16 protein-coding genes and 1 pseudogene are annotated in these 18,406 nt (G+C 66.8%); 6 read left to right on the top strand and 11 right to left on the bottom strand.

The features are described from left to right. Positions 1 to 442, bottom strand: a pseudogene (locus tag ACRDTL_RS15095) (cytochrome P450); the annotation flags it as partial. 4 nt (positions 443 to 446) lie between these two features. After that, positions 447 to 1,865: an adenylosuccinate lyase gene (gene purB, locus ACRDTL_RS15090; protein WP_431507514.1), complete on the bottom strand. Its 1,419-nt coding sequence runs from the start codon at positions 1,863 to 1,865 to the stop codon at positions 447 to 449. Positions 1,866 to 1,887: 22 nt separating this feature from the next. On the opposite strand from purB, the gene ACRDTL_RS15085 reads away from it, so the two are divergent. Continuing rightward, positions 1,888 to 2,757 carry a DUF429 domain-containing protein gene (locus ACRDTL_RS15085; protein ID WP_431507513.1) on the top strand — a complete coding sequence of 290 codons (870 nt, stop codon included), beginning with the start codon at positions 1,888 to 1,890 and terminating at the stop codon, positions 2,755 to 2,757. On the opposite strand, the gene ACRDTL_RS15080 is transcribed toward ACRDTL_RS15085, so the two are convergent. Further along, the gene (locus tag ACRDTL_RS15080) at positions 2,754 to 4,145 is read right to left on the bottom strand and encodes an APC family permease (protein WP_431507512.1); all 1,392 of its coding nucleotides are present in this window, start codon (positions 4,143 to 4,145) and stop codon (positions 2,754 to 2,756) included. The genes ACRDTL_RS15085 and ACRDTL_RS15080 overlap by 4 nt on opposite strands. A 95-nt stretch (positions 4,146 to 4,240) precedes the next feature. After that, on the bottom strand, positions 4,241 to 4,861 hold the full coding sequence (locus ACRDTL_RS15075) for a TetR/AcrR family transcriptional regulator (protein ID WP_431507511.1): 621 nt from the start codon (positions 4,859 to 4,861) through the stop codon (positions 4,241 to 4,243). 153 nt (positions 4,862 to 5,014) lie between these two features. On the opposite strand from ACRDTL_RS15075, the gene ACRDTL_RS15070 reads away from it, so the two are divergent. Then, on the top strand, positions 5,015 to 5,848 hold the full coding sequence (locus ACRDTL_RS15070) for an alpha/beta hydrolase-fold protein (protein ID WP_431507510.1): 834 nt from the start codon (positions 5,015 to 5,017) through the stop codon (positions 5,846 to 5,848). An 85-nt stretch (positions 5,849 to 5,933) separates the two neighbouring features. Here the strand turns inward: ACRDTL_RS15070 and ACRDTL_RS15065 are convergent, their stop codons facing one another. Together ACRDTL_RS15065 and oxc are read right to left on the bottom strand one after the other, a co-directional pair. Continuing rightward, the gene (locus tag ACRDTL_RS15065) at positions 5,934 to 7,109 is read right to left on the bottom strand and encodes a thiolase family protein (RefSeq protein WP_431507509.1); all 1,176 of its coding nucleotides are present in this window, start codon (positions 7,107 to 7,109) and stop codon (positions 5,934 to 5,936) included. Positions 7,110 to 7,165: 56 nt separating this feature from the next. After that, the gene (gene oxc, locus ACRDTL_RS15060) at positions 7,166 to 8,875 is read right to left on the bottom strand and encodes an oxalyl-CoA decarboxylase (RefSeq protein ID WP_431507508.1); all 1,710 of its coding nucleotides are present in this window, start codon (positions 8,873 to 8,875) and stop codon (positions 7,166 to 7,168) included. Positions 8,876 to 8,911: 36 nt separating this feature from the next. On the opposite strand from oxc, the gene ACRDTL_RS15055 reads away from it, so the two are divergent. Further along, positions 8,912 to 10,420 carry a FadD7 family fatty acid--CoA ligase gene (locus tag ACRDTL_RS15055; RefSeq protein ID WP_431507507.1) on the top strand — a complete coding sequence of 503 codons (1,509 nt, stop codon included), beginning with the start codon at positions 8,912 to 8,914 and terminating at the stop codon, positions 10,418 to 10,420. Further along, positions 10,417 to 12,000 (top strand): gamma-glutamyltransferase family protein, encoded by a 1,584-nt coding sequence (locus tag ACRDTL_RS15050; protein WP_431507506.1) that lies wholly within the window; start codon positions 10,417 to 10,419, stop codon positions 11,998 to 12,000. The genes ACRDTL_RS15055 and ACRDTL_RS15050 overlap by 4 nt, the downstream gene beginning before the upstream one ends. Before the next feature lie 95 nt (positions 12,001 to 12,095). On the opposite strand, the gene purD is transcribed toward ACRDTL_RS15050, so the two are convergent. Beyond that, positions 12,096 to 13,364: a phosphoribosylamine--glycine ligase gene (gene purD / locus ACRDTL_RS15045; RefSeq protein ID WP_431507505.1), complete on the bottom strand. Its 1,269-nt coding sequence runs from the start codon at positions 13,362 to 13,364 to the stop codon at positions 12,096 to 12,098. A gap of 60 nt (positions 13,365 to 13,424) precedes the next feature. Between purD and ACRDTL_RS15040 the strand changes: the two genes are divergently transcribed. After that, positions 13,425 to 14,678 (top strand): cytochrome P450, encoded by a 1,254-nt coding sequence (locus ACRDTL_RS15040; protein ID WP_431507504.1) that lies wholly within the window; start codon positions 13,425 to 13,427, stop codon positions 14,676 to 14,678. A 7-nt stretch (positions 14,679 to 14,685) separates the two neighbouring features. Then, positions 14,686 to 15,279 carry a TetR/AcrR family transcriptional regulator gene (locus ACRDTL_RS15035; RefSeq protein ID WP_431507503.1) on the top strand — a complete coding sequence of 198 codons (594 nt, stop codon included), beginning with the start codon at positions 14,686 to 14,688 and terminating at the stop codon, positions 15,277 to 15,279. Here ACRDTL_RS15035 and ACRDTL_RS15030 read toward each other — a convergent pair. The 4 genes from ACRDTL_RS15030 to ACRDTL_RS15015 all read right to left on the bottom strand — a co-directional run. Further along, positions 15,276 to 15,710 (bottom strand): carboxymuconolactone decarboxylase family protein, encoded by a 435-nt coding sequence (locus ACRDTL_RS15030; RefSeq protein WP_431507502.1) that lies wholly within the window; start codon positions 15,708 to 15,710, stop codon positions 15,276 to 15,278. The genes ACRDTL_RS15035 and ACRDTL_RS15030 overlap by 4 nt on opposite strands. A gap of 10 nt (positions 15,711 to 15,720) precedes the next feature. Further along, positions 15,721 to 16,572, bottom strand: a complete 852-nt coding sequence (locus tag ACRDTL_RS15025; protein ID WP_431507501.1) for an NAD(P)-dependent oxidoreductase — start codon at positions 16,570 to 16,572, stop codon at positions 15,721 to 15,723. Next, positions 16,569 to 17,318 carry an SDR family oxidoreductase gene (locus ACRDTL_RS15020; protein WP_431507500.1) on the bottom strand — a complete coding sequence of 250 codons (750 nt, stop codon included), beginning with the start codon at positions 17,316 to 17,318 and terminating at the stop codon, positions 16,569 to 16,571. The genes ACRDTL_RS15025 and ACRDTL_RS15020 overlap by 4 nt, the downstream gene beginning before the upstream one ends. A gap of 5 nt (positions 17,319 to 17,323) precedes the next feature. Continuing rightward, on the bottom strand, positions 17,324 to 18,406 hold a 1,083-nt coding region (locus tag ACRDTL_RS15015), incomplete at its 5' end, for an aldehyde dehydrogenase family protein (protein WP_431507499.1).

Below are 18,406 nucleotides of genomic sequence, written 5' to 3'. Positions count from 1 at the left end.
AGTCGAACGCCACCCCGGGCTCGATCTCGTCGAGCAGACGGCGGGCACGGCGTCGCAGGTCGTCTTCGACCCGCCGGATCATCCGAGGCGTCAAACCGGAGCTCACCAACCGGCGAACGTGGCCGTGCCGCGGGTCGTCCATCATGTTCAGCACCTGCCCTGCGATCGGCAGATCCTGCAGGACGGTGCCGCCGTACGGTCGCTCACCACCGGTCACCGAGGAGTATGTCTCCGGATCACGCAGCACCGCAAAGGCTTCCGCGTGGGTGGCCACCGACCAGAAGCCTTCCCCGTCGGGGGTGTGCTCGGTCGGCTCATGCCAGAACACCGGTGCAACTCGACGATGGATCGCGAACAGCTCGTGCGGAAACCCGTTGGCGAAGTTGTCCAGGTCGGTGAAATCGATCTGGTGGAGCGGACCCGCGACTTGTTCGACCGTCATGGCGTTACAGAATCGCAGCCGGGGTGTACTTGGCCGCGTCCGGGTAGCGGGCGACCAGCGTCTCCACCGCCGCAACCACCTCATCGACCTGATCACCGGCTGCACCGATGAACGCCTGCTTGTCGGCCAGCGCAACGTCGATCGCCGCCCGGTCCAGCGGCAACCGCGGGTCGGCGGCCAACCGGTCGGCCAGATCGGGTTCGGCGCCGGGTTCCCGCATCGCCAGCGCCACCGCCACCGCGTGTTCCTTGATCACCTGGTGCGCGGCCTCGCGGCCCATCCCGGCGCGTACGGCGGCGATCAGCACCTTGGTGGTGGCCAGAAACGGCAGGTAGCGGTCCAACTCCCGGCCGATCACCGCCGGGTAGGCGCCGAATTCGTCGAGCACCGTCAAAAACGTCTCGATCTGGCCGTCGGCGGCGAAGAACGCGTCCGGCAGCGCCACCCGGCGCACCACCGAGCAGAACACGTCGCCCTCGTTCCACTGCGCGCCGGCCAGTTCGGCGGCCATCGCGGCGTAGCCGCGCAGCACCACCTGCAACCCGTTGACCCGCTCGCAGCTACGGGTGTTCATCTTGTGCGGCATCGCCGACGAGCCGACCTGGCCGGGCGCAAAACCTTCGGTGACCAGTTCGTGCCCGGCCATCAGTCGGATGGTGTGGGCCAACGAGGAAGGGCCAGAACCTAATTGCACCAGCGCGGAGACGACGTCGTGGTCCAGCGAACGCGGATAAACCTGCCCAACGCTGGCCAAAACCGTGCTGAAGCCCAGGAAATCAGCGATGAGCCGCTCCAATTGCGCCAGCTTGGCGGTGTCGCCGCCGAACAGGTCCAGCATGTCCTGGGCGGTGCCCATCGGTCCCTTGATGCCGCGCAGCGGGTACCGCTCGATCAGCTCAGCCACCCGCCGCAGCGCGATCAGTGTCTCCTGGGCGGCCGAGGCGAACCGCTTGCCCAGGGTGGTGGCCTGCGCGGCGACGTTGTGGCTGCGTCCGGCCATCACCAGGTCGCGATAGGCCAGCGCCCGCTCGGCCAGCCGGGCCAGCACCGCCACGCCGTGAGCGAACACCAACTCCAGCGACCGGCGGATCTGCAGCTGCTCGACATTCTCGGTCAGGTCGCGGCTGGTCATACCCTTGTGCACGTGTTCGTGGCCGGCCAGCGCGTTGAACTCCTCAATGCGGGCCTTGACGTCGTGGCGCAACACCCGCTCGCGGGCCGCGATCGAGGCCAGGTCGACGTCGTCGAGCACTCGTTCGTAGTCGGAAAGCGCCTGCTCAGGCACCTCGACGCCCAGTTCTACCTGCGCCCGCAGCACCGCCAGCCACAGCCGTCGCTCGGCGACCACCTTGGCCTCCGGCGACCAGATCGCCACCATCTCGGCGCTGGCGTAGCGGCCGGCCAACACGTTCGGGATGCTCACAACGTGACAGCTTACGGTCGAGATGCGGCAGGCTGAGCAGATGTACTTCGTCGGTGTCGATCTTGCCTGGGGCGAAATCAACCAGAGCGGTATCGCGGTAATCGATGCCGACGGCCGGCTTCTGCATGTCGGTGCGGCGCAGGACGACGTGAGCATCGAGAACGTGCTGGCGCCGTATGTCAGCGACGACTGCCTGGTGGCCATCGATGCGCCGTTGATCGTGAAGAACCGGACCGGGTACCGGCCATGCGAGACGGCGCTCAACCACGACTTCCAGCGGTTCGAGGCAGGTGCGCGTCCGGCATACACGGACAAGCCAGAATTCAGCAATCCACGCGGAGCCCGGATAGCGGCCGCGCTCACTCTTGACATCGATCCCGCCGCGAATGCGGCCCGACGGGCGATCGAGGTTTATCCACATCCGGCGACCGTTGCGTTGTTCGGCTTACCGAAGACGCTGAAGTACAAGCGGGGCGCTTTCGGGGATCGTCAGCGTGACCTGTTGCAGTTGATGACGCTGATCGAGGGACTCGACAAGGCGACACCGCGGCTGCGGGTGAACCACAACGTGTCCTGGGTGGAGCTGCGGAAGCGGATCGCCGCGGCGACTCGACCGACGCAACTCGACAGAGACGAAGATCCCGTCGACGCCGTCGTGTGCGCGTACGTTGCGCTTTATTGGTATCACCGGCCGGAAGACGTGACGGTATACGGCGACTTCGCCACCGGCTACATCGTCACTCCGAGTCTTCCGCCCGACCTGGCCTCCCGTCGGCGTCCGGCCGCACAACCCGGTAAGGACGAGTTACTCGAGCGGCTTGCGCAGGTCGCTGCGCTTCTCGATGAGGCGCAGCTGGAGTTGGCTGCGATCCGTCGATACCTCGACCGCTAGCCGCCGACGATCCGACGCTTGACCGCCAGCATGAGCAGCGACAACACCACACCGCTCACGACCAAGATGCCGGCCAGCACATACTCCTGAATTTCGCGGCCCGACAGCGGCGTCACCAGATAGAGCGACGCGACAAACCCGACGACCGGCAGCGCGGTCGGCGTCTTGAAATGGCTGGGGTGACGGGGATCGGCCGCGCGGACGTCGCGGCGCAACACCAGCACGGCGACATTGACCACCGCGAACACCGCCAGCAACAGCAGCGACGTGGTGCCGCCCAACACCTCGATGGCGTCGGCCCGGGCAAACGCAGTGACGTAGAGAATCACCCCGAACGCACTCGCCGTGGTGAACAAGATCGCCACCCACGGTGACCGTCGGGCTGGACTGACCGTGCCCAGCACCGGCGGCAGCACGTGTTCGCGGGAGAGCCCATAGATCAGCCTGCTGGCCATCAGCATGCTGATCAGTGCGGTGTTGGACACCGCGATCATCGAGATGTACGGCAGGATGTCCTTGATCGGCAGGCCCGGCGCCCCGATCGCGGCGACGTCGACCAGCGGGGTGTCACTGGCTTTCAGCTCCCCGACGGGCACCAATGCCACCGAGCAGATCGCCACGACGATGTAGATGACGGCGGCGATGCTCAGTCCGGACAACAAGACCTTCGGGAAGACCCGGACCGGATTCTTGGTCTCCTCGGCCATATTGACCGAATCCTCGAATCCCATCATCGCGAAAAACGCCAAGGACGTCGCGGTGGTGACGGCCAGGAAAACGCTCTTGTGGGCGGGGGTGTCGAATGCGACGACCCGGGAGAAGTCGGCATGTCCGCCGACCGCGAACGCCCACATCCCAGCGAGGATCACCAAAACCAGCCCAGTGACCGCGATGCCGGTTAATGCGACGTTGAGCTTGACGCTTTCCCCCACCCCGCGCAGGTTCACCGCGGCCAGCACCGCAATGAACGACAGCGCGACGATGACAACCCCAGCGACACCCCAGCCGACGTGGAACGCGACGACGAAGTTGGCCGCGAAAAATCGCGACGCGGTCGATGCCGACGTGATGCCCGCACACATCACCACGAAAGCCACCAGGAAGGTCAGAAACTGGTTGCCGAACGCCTTTTGGGTATACAACGCCGCCCCGGCCGCATGCGGATATTTGGTGACCAGTTCCAGGTAGCTCAATGCGGTCACCGCGGCGATCAAGAATGCCAACAAGAACGGAATCCATGCTGCACCACCGACTTCGGCGGCCACGTCGCCGATCAGTGCGTACACGCCGGTGCCCAAAATATCGCCGAGGATGAAGAACAACAGCATGCCGGGCCCCATCACCCGGCGCAGCCGCGGCCGCTGTTCGATGGCCGCGAATCCCTCCATGACTCCTCCCCCGGAGGTCCCCCTGCGAATTTCCTACCATGCGTTCGTGTCCGCGCGGTTCCAGCGTGTTGCAGCCAGGTAAAACTGCGGCCGGATCAGATCTGCACGGGCCGCCGGTCAAACGGTGCCAGCACGTCGATGATGTCGATGAGTGTGGTTCGCGCGGCAACACGCGGGTCCTGCCGGTCATCTACCAGCGCGGAGACCACCGCGCCGTCGACCGCGCAAATCAACGCCGACACCAGCTCGAGCCGCACCGCGCGCCCCGACCGTTCGATGGCATCAGCGACGGCGTCGGCGCGCTGGCGCAGCATGCGACGCTGGATATCGCGCAACGCCGGCAGACGCGCACAGGCGATGTAGCGCTCGTAGCGTGAGATCAGTTGCTCGGTGAGGTGCAAACCGGATTCGTCGCCGACCAACAGGTCGACCAGCATGTCGGCGGTCGTATCGGAGCCGCGGCGGCGCCGGGACATGCCCGCCACCCGCGCGCGCAGCTGCGCCACCTCCAGCATCCCGACGTGCGCAACCGCGCTGGCGATGAGGTCGTCGAGGCAGGAGAAGTAGTAGGTGGTCGAGGCCAACGGCAGGCCGGCCCGGTGCGCGACCGCTCGGTGGCGCACCGCCTCGAGCCCGCCTTCGCACAGCAGCTCAGCGGCAGCGCTGACCAGCGCATACCGCCGACGTTCTCCCTTGGGAGTGACAGCTGCCGTCACGCCTAGTCATGGTGCCAGGCAGGCAGGTGCCGCATTGCCCTTTCGGACAAACGTTCACGCGATGGCATCGCGCCGGCGACGATGCAGAGCATAGCGATGAGGTGGGGGCACCCCCCAGCCGCGCAGCGCCGAGGGGGAGAGCGGCGCAATGGCATGATGACTCGCATGCCAGACCTGAGCCGCCGCGCCGTGCTGCGCCTGGGCGCCAGCGCGACTGCCGGGACGATCGGTAGCTACGCGCTTGGCACGCTGCTGCCGACCCCCGCGCTGGCCGCCCCGCCGACAATGACGACCGGCTCGTTCGTGTCGGCGGCCCGCGGTGGGGCGACGACCAATTGGGCGGTCGCTCGTCCACCGGGGCAGACCAAGGCGCTGCGGCCGGTGATTGCGTTGCACGGCAAGGGTAGTGATGCTTCCAGCGTGATGGCCGGCGGCGTCGAGCAGGGCCTGGCCCAGGCCGTCGCCGCCGGCCTACCGCCGTTTGCCGTCGTCGCCGTCGACGGCGGCGGAAGTTATTGGCATAAAAGAGCTTCCGGCGAGGACTCCGGCGCGATGGTGTGCAACGAGCTCATCCCGATGCTGGACGGTCAGGGCCTGGACACGTCCCGGGTGGCCTTCCTGGGATGGTCGATGGGCGGCTACGGCGCGTTGCTGCTCGGCGGCCGGCTGGGACCGGCACGCACCGCGGCGATCTGCGCGGTGAGCCCGGCGCTATGGCTCTCACCCGGGGCGACCGCGCCGGGTGCGTTCGACGGTGCCGACGATTGGTCGGCCAACTCGGTGTTCGGAATGCCGGCGCTGGCATCCATCCCGATCCGGGTGGATTGCGGTAATAGCGATCCGTTCTACGCCGCGACCCGGCAGTTCGTGGCTCAACTGCCCACCCCGCCTTCGGGCGGGTTCTCGCCGGGCGGGCACAATGCGTCGTTCTGGAGCGCGCAACTGCCCGCCGAACTGACCTGGATGGCGCCGCTGCTGACGGCGTAAGCCATCCTTGCGCCCAGCGTGTACCCACGGCGAAAAATCGGCCGAAATCTCGCCACACGTGCACGCTCGGCGCAAGAAGGCGCGCTCAGACCTCGACGACGACGGCGCCACCCTGGCCGCCACCCGCGCACATCGCGGCGACCCCGATCCCGCCGCCGCGGCGGTTTAGTTCGTGCACCAGCGTGGTCAGCATCCGCGCGCCGGTGGCCGCAATGGGATGGCCCAGGCTGCATCCGCTGCCGTAGATGTTGACCCGGTCCTCGTCGAGCCCGTATTCGCGGCATGCGGCAATCGGAACCGATGCGAACGCCTCGTTGATCTCCCACAACGTCACGTCGGCGGGCGACAAACCGGCGCGGTCGAGCACCTTGCCGATCACCCGAACCGCTCCAAGACCGGTGTCCCTCGGCTCCACACCGACAGAGGCCCAGGTCTTGACGGTACCCAGCACGGTCAGCCCGGCCGACCGCGCGAAGCCGTCGTCGGCAAGCGTCAGCGCCGCGGCCGCGTCATTGGTTCCGCTGCTGTTACCCGCGGTGATGGAAAAGCCCTCGATCTCGGGGTGCAGCACTTTCAGCGACGCCAACTTCGCCATGCTGGTGTCGCGGCGTGGATGTTCGTCCACGCTGAATTCGGTCAGCGCGTCGTCAGCGCCGTGGATCTTCAACGGGATGATCTCGTCGGCGAACGCGCCGGCATCGATCGCGGCGATTGCGCGTTGGTGCGATCTCAGCGCCCACGCGTCCATCTCTTCGCGGGTGATCCCGACGGCTTGGGCGGTGTTCCACCCCACGGTGATGGACATGTCACGGGTCGGCGCATCGGGTGTTTCCACGTGGGTGGGCGGCATCCAGCGATCCTCGAACTCCAGGGTCGGACCCGGGATGCGCCATTTCATCAGCGGGCCCGTCGACAGCGACTGCACTCCCCCGCCGACGACCACCCGCTCGGCACCGGAGCCGATCTGGGCGGCGGCGTTGGCGACCGCGGTGAGACTGCCCGCACAATGCCTGTTGACCGCCTGACCCGGCACCGAGACCATGTCGGAGGCGGCTGTAGCATAGCGGGCTAAATCACCTCCGCCGTAATGGGATTCGGCGAAGATCACGTCGTCGATGTCGGCCGGGTCGACGCCGGACCGCCGGACCGCTTCGCCCAGCACAGTGGTGGCGAGCACTTCGGCGGGTGTGTTGACCAGTGAGCCTTTGAACGACGTCCCGATCGCGGTCCGGACGGCACTGACGATGACGGGCTTGGGCATAGTCCACAATAGTAACAACTACGGTAGCGGCAACGATAACCGGGTGGGGCGGCCCCTCAGCCGGACGGCGTTACTGCACTTTTCGGGTTGAGGTTGGTCAGGTGCCCGCTTTCCTCGCCGGCGCCAGGGTCGAGTTCGCAGTCAACGATCGCCGGCGCGTTCGACGCCAGCGCTTCGGTGAGCGCGGATTGCAGCTCGGCCGGAGTGGTGACGTGATATCCCTTGCCGCCGAACGCTTCTGCGACCAACTCGTGACGTGCGTAGGCGTTGAGCGTAGTGGGTGCCGGGTCCGTCCCGGAGGGCACGGCCTCGTCACCGCGGTAGACGCCGCCGTTATTGAGGACGACGACAACGATCGGTAGCCGGTAGCGGCATATCGTCTCGAATTCCATTCCGCTGAAGCCGAATGCGCTGTCACCTTCGATCGCGACCACCGGCGCTCCGGTCTCGACCGCCGCGGCGATGGCATAGCCCATGCCGATTCCCATCACCCCCCAGGTTCCGCTGTCGAGGCGGTGCCGCGGCACCTGCATGTCGATGACGTTGCGGGCAAGGTCTAACGCGTTCGCGCCCTCGTTGACCAGGTAGACCTCCGGATGCTGATGCAGTACGTCGCGAATGGCCCGCAGCGCGTTGTGGAACCGCATCGGCTGCGGATCATCGGCCAGGCGTTTGCGCATCGCTGCGTCGTTGCCGGCCCTCCGCTCGGCGAGCTCACCGGTCCACGTCGTCGGCGCGACGATCGGATGCGTCTGCACGCCGTCGAGCAGCGCCGCCATCACCGAGCCGATGTCGCCGGCCAGCGGTGCCGCGATCGGCTGGTTGCTGTCGAACTCGGCCGCCTCGATGTCGACCTGGATGAACGTGGCGTCGGCGGACCATCGCGGCGCTTCGCCGTGGCCCAGCAGCCAATTCAGTCGGGCGCCGACCAGCATGACCACATCCGCGCGGGCCAGCGCCAGCGAGCGCGCGGCCGCGACGGACTGCGGATGAGAGTCGGGCAGCAGACCCTTGGCCATCGACATCGGCAGGAACGGAATCCCGGTCGCTTCCACGAACTTCCGAATCACGTTGTCGGCCTGCGCATATGCCGCACCCTTGCCGAGCACGATCAACGGCCGCCGAGCCTGGGCGAGCAACCTCACCGCGTGATCGACGTTGTCGGGCGCCGGCAGTTGCCGGGGAGCCGGGTCGACGACCCGCCACAGGGTTCCGGCAGCGGTGGCAGCGTCGATGGCCTCGCCGAGAACTTCGCCGGGGATGTCGAGGTAGACGCCGCCCGGCCGGCCGGAAGCCGCCGTGCGGATGGCGCGGGCGACGCCGCGTCCGATGTCCTGCACCCGCTCGATCCGGTACGCCGCCTTCGCGAACGGCCGGGCCGCGTTGAGTTGGTCGAGTTCCTCGTAGCCGCCGCGCTGCAAGTCCACCTGCGCCCGTTCACTGGATCCCGAGATCTGGATCATCGGGAAACAGTTCGTCGTGGCGTTCGCCAGCGCCACCAGACCATTGAGGAAGCCCGGCGCGGACACCGTCAGACAGACGCCGGGCCGCCGGGTCAAAAACCCGGCGGCGGCCGCGGCATTGCCCGCGGAGGTCTCATGCCGAAAACCGATGAATCGGATACCCGACGCCTGCGCGAGGCGGGCGAGGTCGGTGATCGGGATCCCGACGAGCCCGTAAATGGTCTCGACGCCGTTGAGCTTCAGGGCATCGACGAACAGGTGAAAGCCGTCGGTCAGCTGTGAGGGTGCCGGTTGAGTGCTCATGTCTCCAGTGTCGTACCTACCAGTAGCGTGTGAGCGATGACGTCCTCGAGCCCCGGCATCGCCGAACTCGTCAGGACAGCGGCAAGCCAGAACCCGCAGGCGCAGGCGCTCGTCGTCACCGCCGATCGCATCCCGATCAGCTACCACGACCTGCTGCGACTGGTCGACGACCTGGCCGGCCAGTTGGCGCGCGCCGGCCTGCAGGGCGGCGATCGGGTCGGGCTGCGCGCGCGTAGCAGCGCCGAATTCGTCGTCGCGCTCTTGGCGGCGTCGCGCGCGGGGCTCGTCGTGGTGCCGTTAGATCCGGCGCTGCCGGTTGCCGATCAGCACACCCGGGTTGCGGCCGCCGGAGCGCGGGTGGTCTTGACCGAGGCCGGCGAGACTGACGCAGAGTCGCCGTTCCCATGCTGGCCCGTCTCGGTGACCGCCGGTGCCGTCGCCCTCGACATCGCGGCGGCGACGATCCCGCCGACCGCGGCTCCCGACGGGCTGCGGTCCGACGACGCCCTCATCATGTTCACCGGCGGGACCACCGGGTCGCCGAAGATGGTGCCCTGGACGCACGACAACATCGCCGGCTCGGTCCGCGACGTCATCGCCACCTACGGGCTTGGCCCGCAGGATGCGACCGTCGCGGTGATGCCGTTGTTCCACGGCCACGGGCTAATCGCCGCGCTGCTGTCGACCCTGGTATCCGGAGGCACCGTACTGCTTCCCGCCCGCGGGCGCTTTTCCGCGCACACGTTCGCCGATGACATCCATGCCGCACAGGCGACCTGGTACACGGCAGTGCCCACGATTCACCAGATCCTGCTGGGGCGCACCGCATCCGACCAACCCGAGCATGGTCGGCTGCGGTTCATCCGCAGCTGCAGCGCCGCCCTGAACGAAGCGACCGCGCAGGCGTTACGCACCGAGTTCGCCGCGCCCGTGCGCAGCGCCTACGGCATGACCGAAGCCACCCACCAAGTGTCGAGCACGACGGACAACCAGCAGACCCCGACAGCCGGCCTGGTCGGCCGGTCCACGGGCGTGGAGATCCAGATTGTCGGCGACGACGGCCGGGCCTGCCCGCCAGATGCCGTCGGCGAGGTCTGCCTGCGCGGCCGCACGGTGGTGCGTGGGTACCTCGCCAATGCGGACGCGACCGCGAGCACATTCACCGACGGATGGCTGCACACCGGCGACCTGGGCTCACTGTCGGCGGCCGGAGAGCTGACGCTGAGCGGGCGCATCAAGGAGCTCATCAACCGGGGTGGGGAGAAGATATCGCCGGAGCGGGTCGAAGCCGTGCTGGCCGGTCACCCCGGCGTCGCCGAGGCAGCCGTGTTCGGTGTCGCAGATCCGCTCTACGGGGAAACCGTGGCCGCGGTGGTCGCGCCGCGTCCGTCCGGCTCGCCGAACCCCGCCGAACTGGCGGCGTTCTGCCGCGAGCGGCTGGCGGCCTTCGAGGTGCCTGCCAGCATCGAGGTGACAAGTGAGCTGCCGCACACGGCGAAAGGTTCGGTTGACCGCCGCGCGGTAGCGGAAAGATTCCGGCAGTGACCGTGCCGTTTGCCTGGGATTTCCCGTATGCCTGGCCGCGAATGCCCGTGCTGGCGCGCGACGTCGTCTGCACGTCGCAACCACTTGCCGCCCAAGCCGGCCTTGCGATGCTCGCCGCCGGCGGCAGCGCGGTCGATGCGGCGGTCGCGGCCGCGATCACCCTCACAGTGGTCGAACCGGTATCCAACGGGATCGGGTCGGACGCCTTCGCCATCGTTTGGGATGGTCGGCGATTGCATGGGCTGAATGCGTCCGGCCGCTCGCCTGCGGCCTGGACGCCGGAGTACTTCGGCGACAACGGCGTTCCGCTGCTCGGCTGGAATTCGGTGACTGTGCCCGGTGCGGTATCGGCATGGGCCGAATTGCACGCCTCCTTTGGAAAACTCCCGTTCACTCGTCTCTTCGAGTCTGCAATCTCCTACGGCCGCAACGGCTTTCTGGTATCGCCGACGGTCGCGGCGCAATGGGCTGCACAGGTGCCGGTCTTCAAGTCCGAGCCCGGGTTCCCCGAGGTTTTCATGCCCGGCGGGCGGGCGCCAAGACCCGGCGAGCTGGTCAGGTTTACAGATCACGCGGCAACCCTGGAAAAGATCGCTGAAACCAACGGCGAGGCGTTCTATCGCGGCGAACTGGCCGCCCAACTCGAGGCGCATGCGGCGGCCAACAACGCCGTCATGCGCGCCAGCGACCTGGCCGCTCATCGCGCCGACTGGGTCGGCACCATCAGCCGCGACTACCGCGGCTACACCATTCACGAGATACCGCCCAACGGCCAGGGGATCGTCGCGTTGATCGCTTTAGGTATCCTCGAAAACTTCGACATAGGCTCGTTCCCAGTCGATTCCGTCGACAGCCTGCATCTGCAGATCGAAGCGGTAAAGCTTGCTTTCGCCGATGCCCAGGCTTACGTCGCCGATATCGACCATATGCCGTTGCGCTCCGACCAGCTGCTGGACAACGAGTACCTCAAGCAGCGAGCCACGTTGATCGACCGGAACCGGGCGCGACCGGCCTCCGCCGGAACCCCTGACGGCGGCACCGTTTATCTCACCGCCGCCGACGCTTCGGGATTGATGGTCTCGATGATTCAGTCGAACTACATGGGGTTCGGCTCCGGTGTGGTGGTACCCGGCACGGGCATCGCCCTGCAAAACCGCGGCACGGAATTCGTTGCAACGCCGGGACACCCGAATCAGGTCGGACCGCATAAGCGCCCCTACCACACGATCATCCCCGGCTTTATGACCAAGGACGGCACACCGGTGATGAGCTTCGGGGTGATGGGCGGCACCATGCAGCCCCAAGGCCACGTACAGCTGGTGGCGCGCATTGTCGACCACCAACAGAATCCGCAGGCGGCCTGCGACGCGCCCCGGTTCCGATGGGTGCAGGGGAACCAGATCGCCTGCGAGAAGAGCTTCGGCCAGTCCACGCTCGACGATCTGCACCGGCGCGGCCATGAGCTGGTCATCGTCGACGACTACCACCAATTCGGCAGCTGCCAAGCCATCTGGCGGCTCGACGACGGGTATGTTGCGGTCAGCGACCCACGCCGGGATGGCCAGGCCGCAGGTTTTTAGCGGTCACGTTTACCACGCCTCCAGGTTGACATAACCAACAAATTCGCTCGTAGGCGGGCACAAAGGGTATCCCCCTTTCCGTAGAGGCTCTGTGGTTAGACGCAGATCTTGCCCTCTACGGCGGCCAGCGCGATATCGGTGCGGAAGTGGCCGCCGGGCAATCGAATTGAGTCGAGAATTCGGTAAGCGGCCGCGCGGGCTTGGGCCAGGTCGGCGCCGGTACCCACCACCGAAAGAACCCGGCCGCCGGACGACACGATCGCGCCGTCGTCGCGGCGGGCGGTCCCGGCATGCAACACGCCCTCGGCCTCCGCGCCGACGACAACGTCTCCGACCCGCGGCCGGCCCGGATAGTTCTCCGCCGCGAGCACCACCGTCACCGCCGCGCCTTCGCGCCAGCTCAGTTCGCCAAAACCGGCCAGCTCACCGGTGGCCGCCGCGTGAAGCACTTGGCCCAGCGGTGAGTCCAGCAGTGCCAGCAGCGATTGCGTCTCGGGATCACCGAAGCGGCAGTTGAATTCGATCACCGCCGGCCCCTTCGCCGTGATCGCCAACCCGGCATACAACAAGCCGCAGAACGGGCTGCCACGCCGGGCCAGTTCGCCCGCAACGGGTTCCATGATCTCGTTAACCATCGTGCGATAGACATCGTCGGGGAGCCAGGGCAACGGCGCATAAGCGCCCATACCGCCGGTGTTGGGACCGGTGTCGCCGTCGCCGACACGTTTGAAGTCCTGCGCCGCCAGCAGCGGGACCACGGTCTGGCCGTCGACGACACAGAACAGCGAGACCTCCGGGCCGTCGAGGTAGGACTCCAGTACCACGGGGTGGCCGGCCTCCAGCAGTCCGGCGGCATGGGCGCGTGCGGCGCCGCGGTCCGGCGTTACCACCACACCTTTCCCGGCGGCCAGCCGGTCGTCTTTGACCACCCAGGCGGGATCTCCGATTACCGGTCCGAATCGGTCCAGCGCCGCGTCCAAACGCGCTGGATTATCGACGATCTCACTCGACGCAGTGCGCACACCGGCGGCCGCCATCACGTCTTTGGCGAACGCCTTGGAACCCTCGATGCGGGACGCGTCCTTGCTGGGTCCGAAACAGGCGATGCCGCCGGCGCGCACGGCGTCGGCCACCCCGAGCACCAGCGGGACCTCGGGGCCGATGACCACCAGGTCGGCGCCAACCCGCCGGGCCAGCGCCACGACCTCATCACCCGAGGTGATGTCGACCTGGTGTTGGTCGGCCACCAGTGCGGTACCGGCGTTGCCGGGAGCGATGGCCAACGCCTCGACCTGGGGATCGTCGCGGAGCGCCAGCAGCAACCCATGTTCGCGGGCGCCGGAGCCGATCACCAGGACACGCACGAAATCTCACATTAGTCGACGGTCCCCGACCAGCAGACCATACACTTGACAATATGGTGTATGGTCGATGTCGTGACCACAACATCCAGCGGCTGTCCGTTCGGGACAGGCTTCGACTTCACCGATCCGGACGTCCTGCTACGCGGAATCCCCGTCACCGAATTCGCGCAGCTGCGCAAGACCGCACCGGTGTGGTGGTGTGAGCAGCCGCCCGGTGCCACGATCTTCGACGACGGCGGCTACTGGGTGATCAGCAAGCACCAACACATCAAGGACATCTCGCGGGACAACGAGGTGTGGTCCACCAACGCGAAGGGCGCGGTGATGCGGCTACCCGAAGGCGTGACGGCCGAGCAGCTGGAGCTGACCAAAGCGCTGCTGATCAACCACGACCCGCCCGAGCACACCCGGCTGCGCAAGCTGGTCTCCCGGCTGTTCACCCCGCGGTCGGTCGCCGTGCTGGAGGAGAAACTCGCGCTGGCCGCCCGCGACATCGTCCACGCAGCGGCCGAGAAGAACACCGGAAACTTCGTCGACGACATCGCGATGGAGCTGCCGCTGCTGGCGATCGCCGATCTGATCGGGGTTCCCGAGGCCGACCGCGAGAAGCTGTTCGCCTGGACCAACGCCATCATGAACACCGACGATCCGGACTTCGACAGCGATCCCACGACTGCCAATGCCGAGCTGATGGGCTACGCGTACACCATGGCCGAACAGCGCCGCCGCTGCCCGGCCGACGACATCGTCACCAAGCTGATCGAGGCCGATATCGACGGCGAGTCGCTCGGTGAAACCGAGTTCGCGTTCTTTGTCATCCTGCTGGCGGTCGCCGGCAACGAGACCACCCGCAATGCCATGACGCACGGCATCAAAGCCTTCTCCGACAACCCCGATCAGTGGGAGCGCTACAAGCGCGACCGACCCGAGACCGCCGTCGACGAGATCGTCCGCTGGGCCACCCCGGTGCACTGCTTCCAGCGCACCGCCAAGGTGGACACCGAGGTCGGCGGCGTCACCATCCGGAAGGGCCAGCGCGTCGGGCTGTTCTACAGCTCGGCCAACTACGACGAAGACGTCTTCGACCGGCCTTTCGAGTTCGACATCCTGCGCGATCCCAATCCGCACCTGGCATTCGGCGGGCAAGGAACGCACTACTGCATCGGCGCGAACCTGGCCCGCATGGAGATCCGGCTGATGTTCGACGAGATCGCCAACCAGCTGCCGGACATCTCCAAGCTGGCGGAGCCGGGGCGGCTTCGGTCAGGCTGGATCAACGGCATCAAGGACCTGCACGTCTCCTACCACGGGTAGTGGGTGAATGCGCACCCATGGTTGGGCCGGCTCGGCCCCGGCGAACGACGACGAAGCCGTCGCGCGCATTCTCGCCGCCGCGAGCCAGGCCATCGATGCGCGCGGAGCCGACATCAGCATCGCCGATGTGGCCCGCACACTGGGAGTAACGCGGCAAACCGTCTACCGCTACTTCCCCGGCACCGACGCGTTGCTTGTTGCAGCGGCCGAGCTTTCGGCGGCTGGATTTCTGGATCGGTTGGCCGCCCATCTGGCCGGGATCACCGACCCGGTGGAGGCGGTCACCGAAGGAATTGCGACCGCGCTGGAGTGGCTGCCGCGCGACAAACATATCGGCCTGCTGCTGTCGGCGGACCGCGCGAATACCTTCACCGCCGATGTGACCTCGGATGTCGCCATGCAGTTCGCGTGTTCCATGCTGCGGCGCTTCGACGTCGATTGGGCCGCAGTCGGATTCACCGACGATAGTCTCGTCGAGCTGGCCGAGCATCTGCTGCGGATCATCCAGTCGTTCGTCATCGATCCGGGCCGGCCGCCGCGGCGAGGCAAGGAGCTGCGACGGTATCTGCGCCGCTGGGTCGGCTCGGCAGTGCAGGCTTAGCCCAAATCCTTACCCGTGTGCATCCTGACCGCGTCATCGACGTTGGCTTTCTTGTCGTCGGCAGTGCCGGCGGCCGCGGCCTTCTTGCGTTTGGCGGTCACGCGTTCGATGACACCGTTGAGCCCGGAGCCGAGCGGGAAACCGACGTAGTGGGTCAAGAAGATCGCCATCTCGCGCAGTTCATCCTCGGTGAGTTCCTCATTTTGCAAGGCGGCGTTCACCTGCACCTCGGACAGATCCTGCAACCCCAGCGCGGTTACCACCGAAAGCGTCATGATCCGCTTGTCGCGCATCGATAGTCCCTCGCGGGTCCAGATCCGCCCGAAAAGATGCTCGACGGTCAGCGCGAAGTACTCGCCGGGCATGTCCGGCATCTCCCAGGCGTAGACCTCGTTCATCTTCGCCAGGCCCTTGCGGCGCAGCTCGTCCATGAGTCTCCAATCAGTCGGTCGTGTGCGGCACGCCGAGGCCTTCGGCCAGTCGCTCGAGGGCGATAGCGGCAAGTGGCAAGTCGACTGAGCGCGATTGACCCAGCGCGAGCGCCAGACTCAGGTCCTTTTCACCCAGCCCCCGGGTATGGGTAAACGGCTGATACAAGAAATGGTCCGGCTGCAGCGACGCCATGTCGTCGCGGACCATGATCGCGCCCGGCCCTCCGGTGAGCGCGTCGGTGTGCCGCACCACCCGGCCCAGCGCCTGCAGGTCCAGCCCGGCCGCCTCGGCCAGTTTCATGGCTTCACACGCCGCTGCGTACGAGGTGAACGTCAACATGTTGCGGGCCAGCTTCATTCGCGTCCCGGCACCCGGCTCGCCGGCGCGGATGACCATCGACGCCCACTGCTTGAATGCCGGCTTGATCCGCTCGTACACCGCGCGCTCGGCACCGACCATGGTGGCCAGTTCGCCCTTCTCGGCGGCCCCGGCACCACCGCTGACGGGCGCGTCGACGATGTGAATACCCTGTGGTTTCAGCTCGTTGGCCAATTCGACAGCCGTGGTGTCACTGATGGTCGAATGGATCGCGATGATGGTGCCCGGTTTCGCGTTGGCCGCCAGTTCGCCGACGACCTCGCGTACCTGCGCGTCGTCGAGGACGGTAACGCTGATGATGTCGGCGGTTGCGACGTCTGCCACGCTATCGGCCAATGTGGCGCCGGCCTCGGCCAGCGGTGTCATCGCCTCAATCCGAATGTCGTAGACCGTGACTCCGCCCGGCCAGTCGACCAACCGCTTGGCCATCGGCGCACCCATATTGCCCAGCCCGATGTAGCCGAGCTTCACACCGTTACTCATGATCGGATGACCTGTCCGCCGTCGACGTTGAAGATCTGGCCGGTGATCCACGACGCCTGATCGCTCAGCAAAAACAGGCACATGCCGACCAGGTCGTCGGGTGTGCCCATGCGGGACAGCGGGATCTGTTTGACCATGTCACCCACGATCTCGCCGGGCGTGACGGTCCTGGTGGCTTCGGTGTCGATCGGTCCCGGTGCGATCGCATTGATGCGGATGTTCATGCCGCCGAGTTCGCGAGACAGTTGCTGGGTCAACCCGTTGATGCCGACCTTGGCCAGGCCGTAGAAGTTGGAGTAGAGCCATGCCGCCGTCGACGACTGGTTGACGATCGCGCCGCCGCCGCGCTTGGCCATCTTTTTGTATACCGCCCGTGTGCACACCAGCGCCCCGTCGAGGTTGACGCTCATGAACTTCTTGTAGTAGTCGAACGGCACGGTTAGCAGCAGGTCGAGTTTCATGCCGCCGTAGATCGCGGCGTTGTTGACCAGATAGTCGATGCCACCGAACTCGGCCACCGTGGCATGTGCCATCGCCGTGGCCGACTCGGGGTCCGAGACGTCGACGGGTAGATGAATCGCGGAGCCGCCGTCGGCGACAATCTGCTTGGTCACCGCCTGCGCGGCCTCGGCGTTGATGTCGGCGACCACCACCGCGGCACCCTCGCGGGCCAGCGCCTGGGCGTAGGCCTGACCGATGCCCTGGGCGGCACCGGTGACAATGGCCACCTTGTTGTCGAATCGCATGTCTGTCACTGCACCCCTGTCGCAATGAGTTTCGTCTCGAGGTATTCCTCGAAACCCGCCAGGCCCATCTCGCGGCCGTTACCGGACTGCTTGTAACCGCCGAACGGCGCGTCGGCCGAATACCAGACACCGCCGTTGACGGTGACGGTGCCCACCCGCAGCCGAGACGCCACTCGCGCGGCGCGGTCCGGATCGGTGCTGACCACGCTGCCCGACAATCCGTACGGCGAATCGTTGGCGATGCGCACGGCGTCGTCGTCGCCGTCGTGGGCGATCACGGTGAGCACCGGTCCGAAGATCTCCTCGCGAGCCACCCGCGCGTCATTGCCCAAACCCGCGATCACGGTGGGCTCGATGAAGAAGCCGGTCGTTTTGTCGGCGGGTCGACCGCCGCCGCAGGCGAATGAACCGCCTTCCGTCACAGCCAGATCCAGGTAACCCTGTACCCGGTCGCGCTGACGGGCCGAGATCAGCGGCCCGCAGACGGTGCCGGGGTCGGTGGGGTCGCCGGGCTTGATCGACGACATGGTGGCCGCCGCGGTGGCGACTGCCTCGTCGTAGCGGTCCCGCGGCACCAGCAGCCGGGTGGTGATCGCACACCCCTGCCCGGCGTGCATGCACGCAGCGAACGCCGACATCGAGCAGGCGCCGGCCAGGTCGGCATCGTCGAGCACGACGAACGCCGACTTGCCGCCCAACTCCAGGAATACCTTCTTGATCGTGGCGGCAGCGTCGGACATCACACTGCGGCCGGTAGCCGTCGAGCCGGTGAACGTAATCATGTCCACCCGAGGGTCTTTGGCCAACACCGCACCGACGCTGTGGTCGCTGGCGGTCACGATGTTGACCACACCCGGCGGAAAGTCGGTGTGCTCGACGATGAGCTCGCCCAGTACCGCTGCGCACCACGGCGTGTCGGGTGCGGGTTTGAGCACCACGGTATTGCCGGCCGCGAGCGACGGTCCCAGCTTGGCCAGATTGATCTGGTGCGGGAAGTTCCACGGGGTGATCGCGCCGACCACGCCGACGGCTTCCCGGGCGATCGTGCGCCTGCTGGGAATGCCCATTGGCGACGCCTCGCCCAGATC

Source organism: Mycobacterium sp., from assembly GCF_050700595.1.
Lineage (GTDB): Bacteria > Actinomycetota > Actinomycetes > Mycobacteriales > Mycobacteriaceae > Mycobacterium.
The sequence above is the reverse complement of the archived record's forward strand: the minus strand, read 5'-3'. Positions and strand labels throughout refer to the sequence as shown.

What these genes read in the sequence shown, in the direction of transcription:
- ACRDTL_RS15065 (WP_431507509.1), bottom strand. Translation starts at nt 7,109, where the DNA reads ATGCCCAAGCCCGTCATCGTCAGTGCCGTCCGGACCGCGATCGGGACG.
- ACRDTL_RS15080 (WP_431507512.1), bottom strand. Translation starts at nt 4,145, where the DNA reads ATGGAGGGATTCGCGGCCATCGAACAGCGGCCGCGGCTGCGCCGGGTG.
- ACRDTL_RS15025 (WP_431507501.1), bottom strand. Translation starts at nt 16,572, where the DNA reads ATGAGTAACGGTGTGAAGCTCGGCTACATCGGGCTGGGCAATATGGGT.
- ACRDTL_RS15085 (WP_431507513.1), top strand. Translation starts at nt 1,888, where the DNA reads ATGCGGCAGGCTGAGCAGATGTACTTCGTCGGTGTCGATCTTGCCTGG.
- ACRDTL_RS15040 (WP_431507504.1), top strand. Translation starts at nt 13,425, where the DNA reads ATGGTCGATGTCGTGACCACAACATCCAGCGGCTGTCCGTTCGGGACA.
- ACRDTL_RS15035 (WP_431507503.1), top strand. Translation starts at nt 14,686, where the DNA reads ATGCGCACCCATGGTTGGGCCGGCTCGGCCCCGGCGAACGACGACGAA.
- ACRDTL_RS15070 (WP_431507510.1), top strand. Translation starts at nt 5,015, where the DNA reads ATGATGACTCGCATGCCAGACCTGAGCCGCCGCGCCGTGCTGCGCCTG.
- oxc (WP_431507508.1), bottom strand. Translation starts at nt 8,875, where the DNA reads ATGAGCACTCAACCGGCACCCTCACAGCTGACCGACGGCTTTCACCTG.
- ACRDTL_RS15020 (WP_431507500.1), bottom strand. Translation starts at nt 17,318, where the DNA reads ATGCGATTCGACAACAAGGTGGCCATTGTCACCGGTGCCGCCCAGGGC.
- ACRDTL_RS15055 (WP_431507507.1), top strand. Translation starts at nt 8,912, where the DNA reads ATGACGTCCTCGAGCCCCGGCATCGCCGAACTCGTCAGGACAGCGGCA.
- ACRDTL_RS15030 (WP_431507502.1), bottom strand. Translation starts at nt 15,710, where the DNA reads ATGGACGAGCTGCGCCGCAAGGGCCTGGCGAAGATGAACGAGGTCTAC.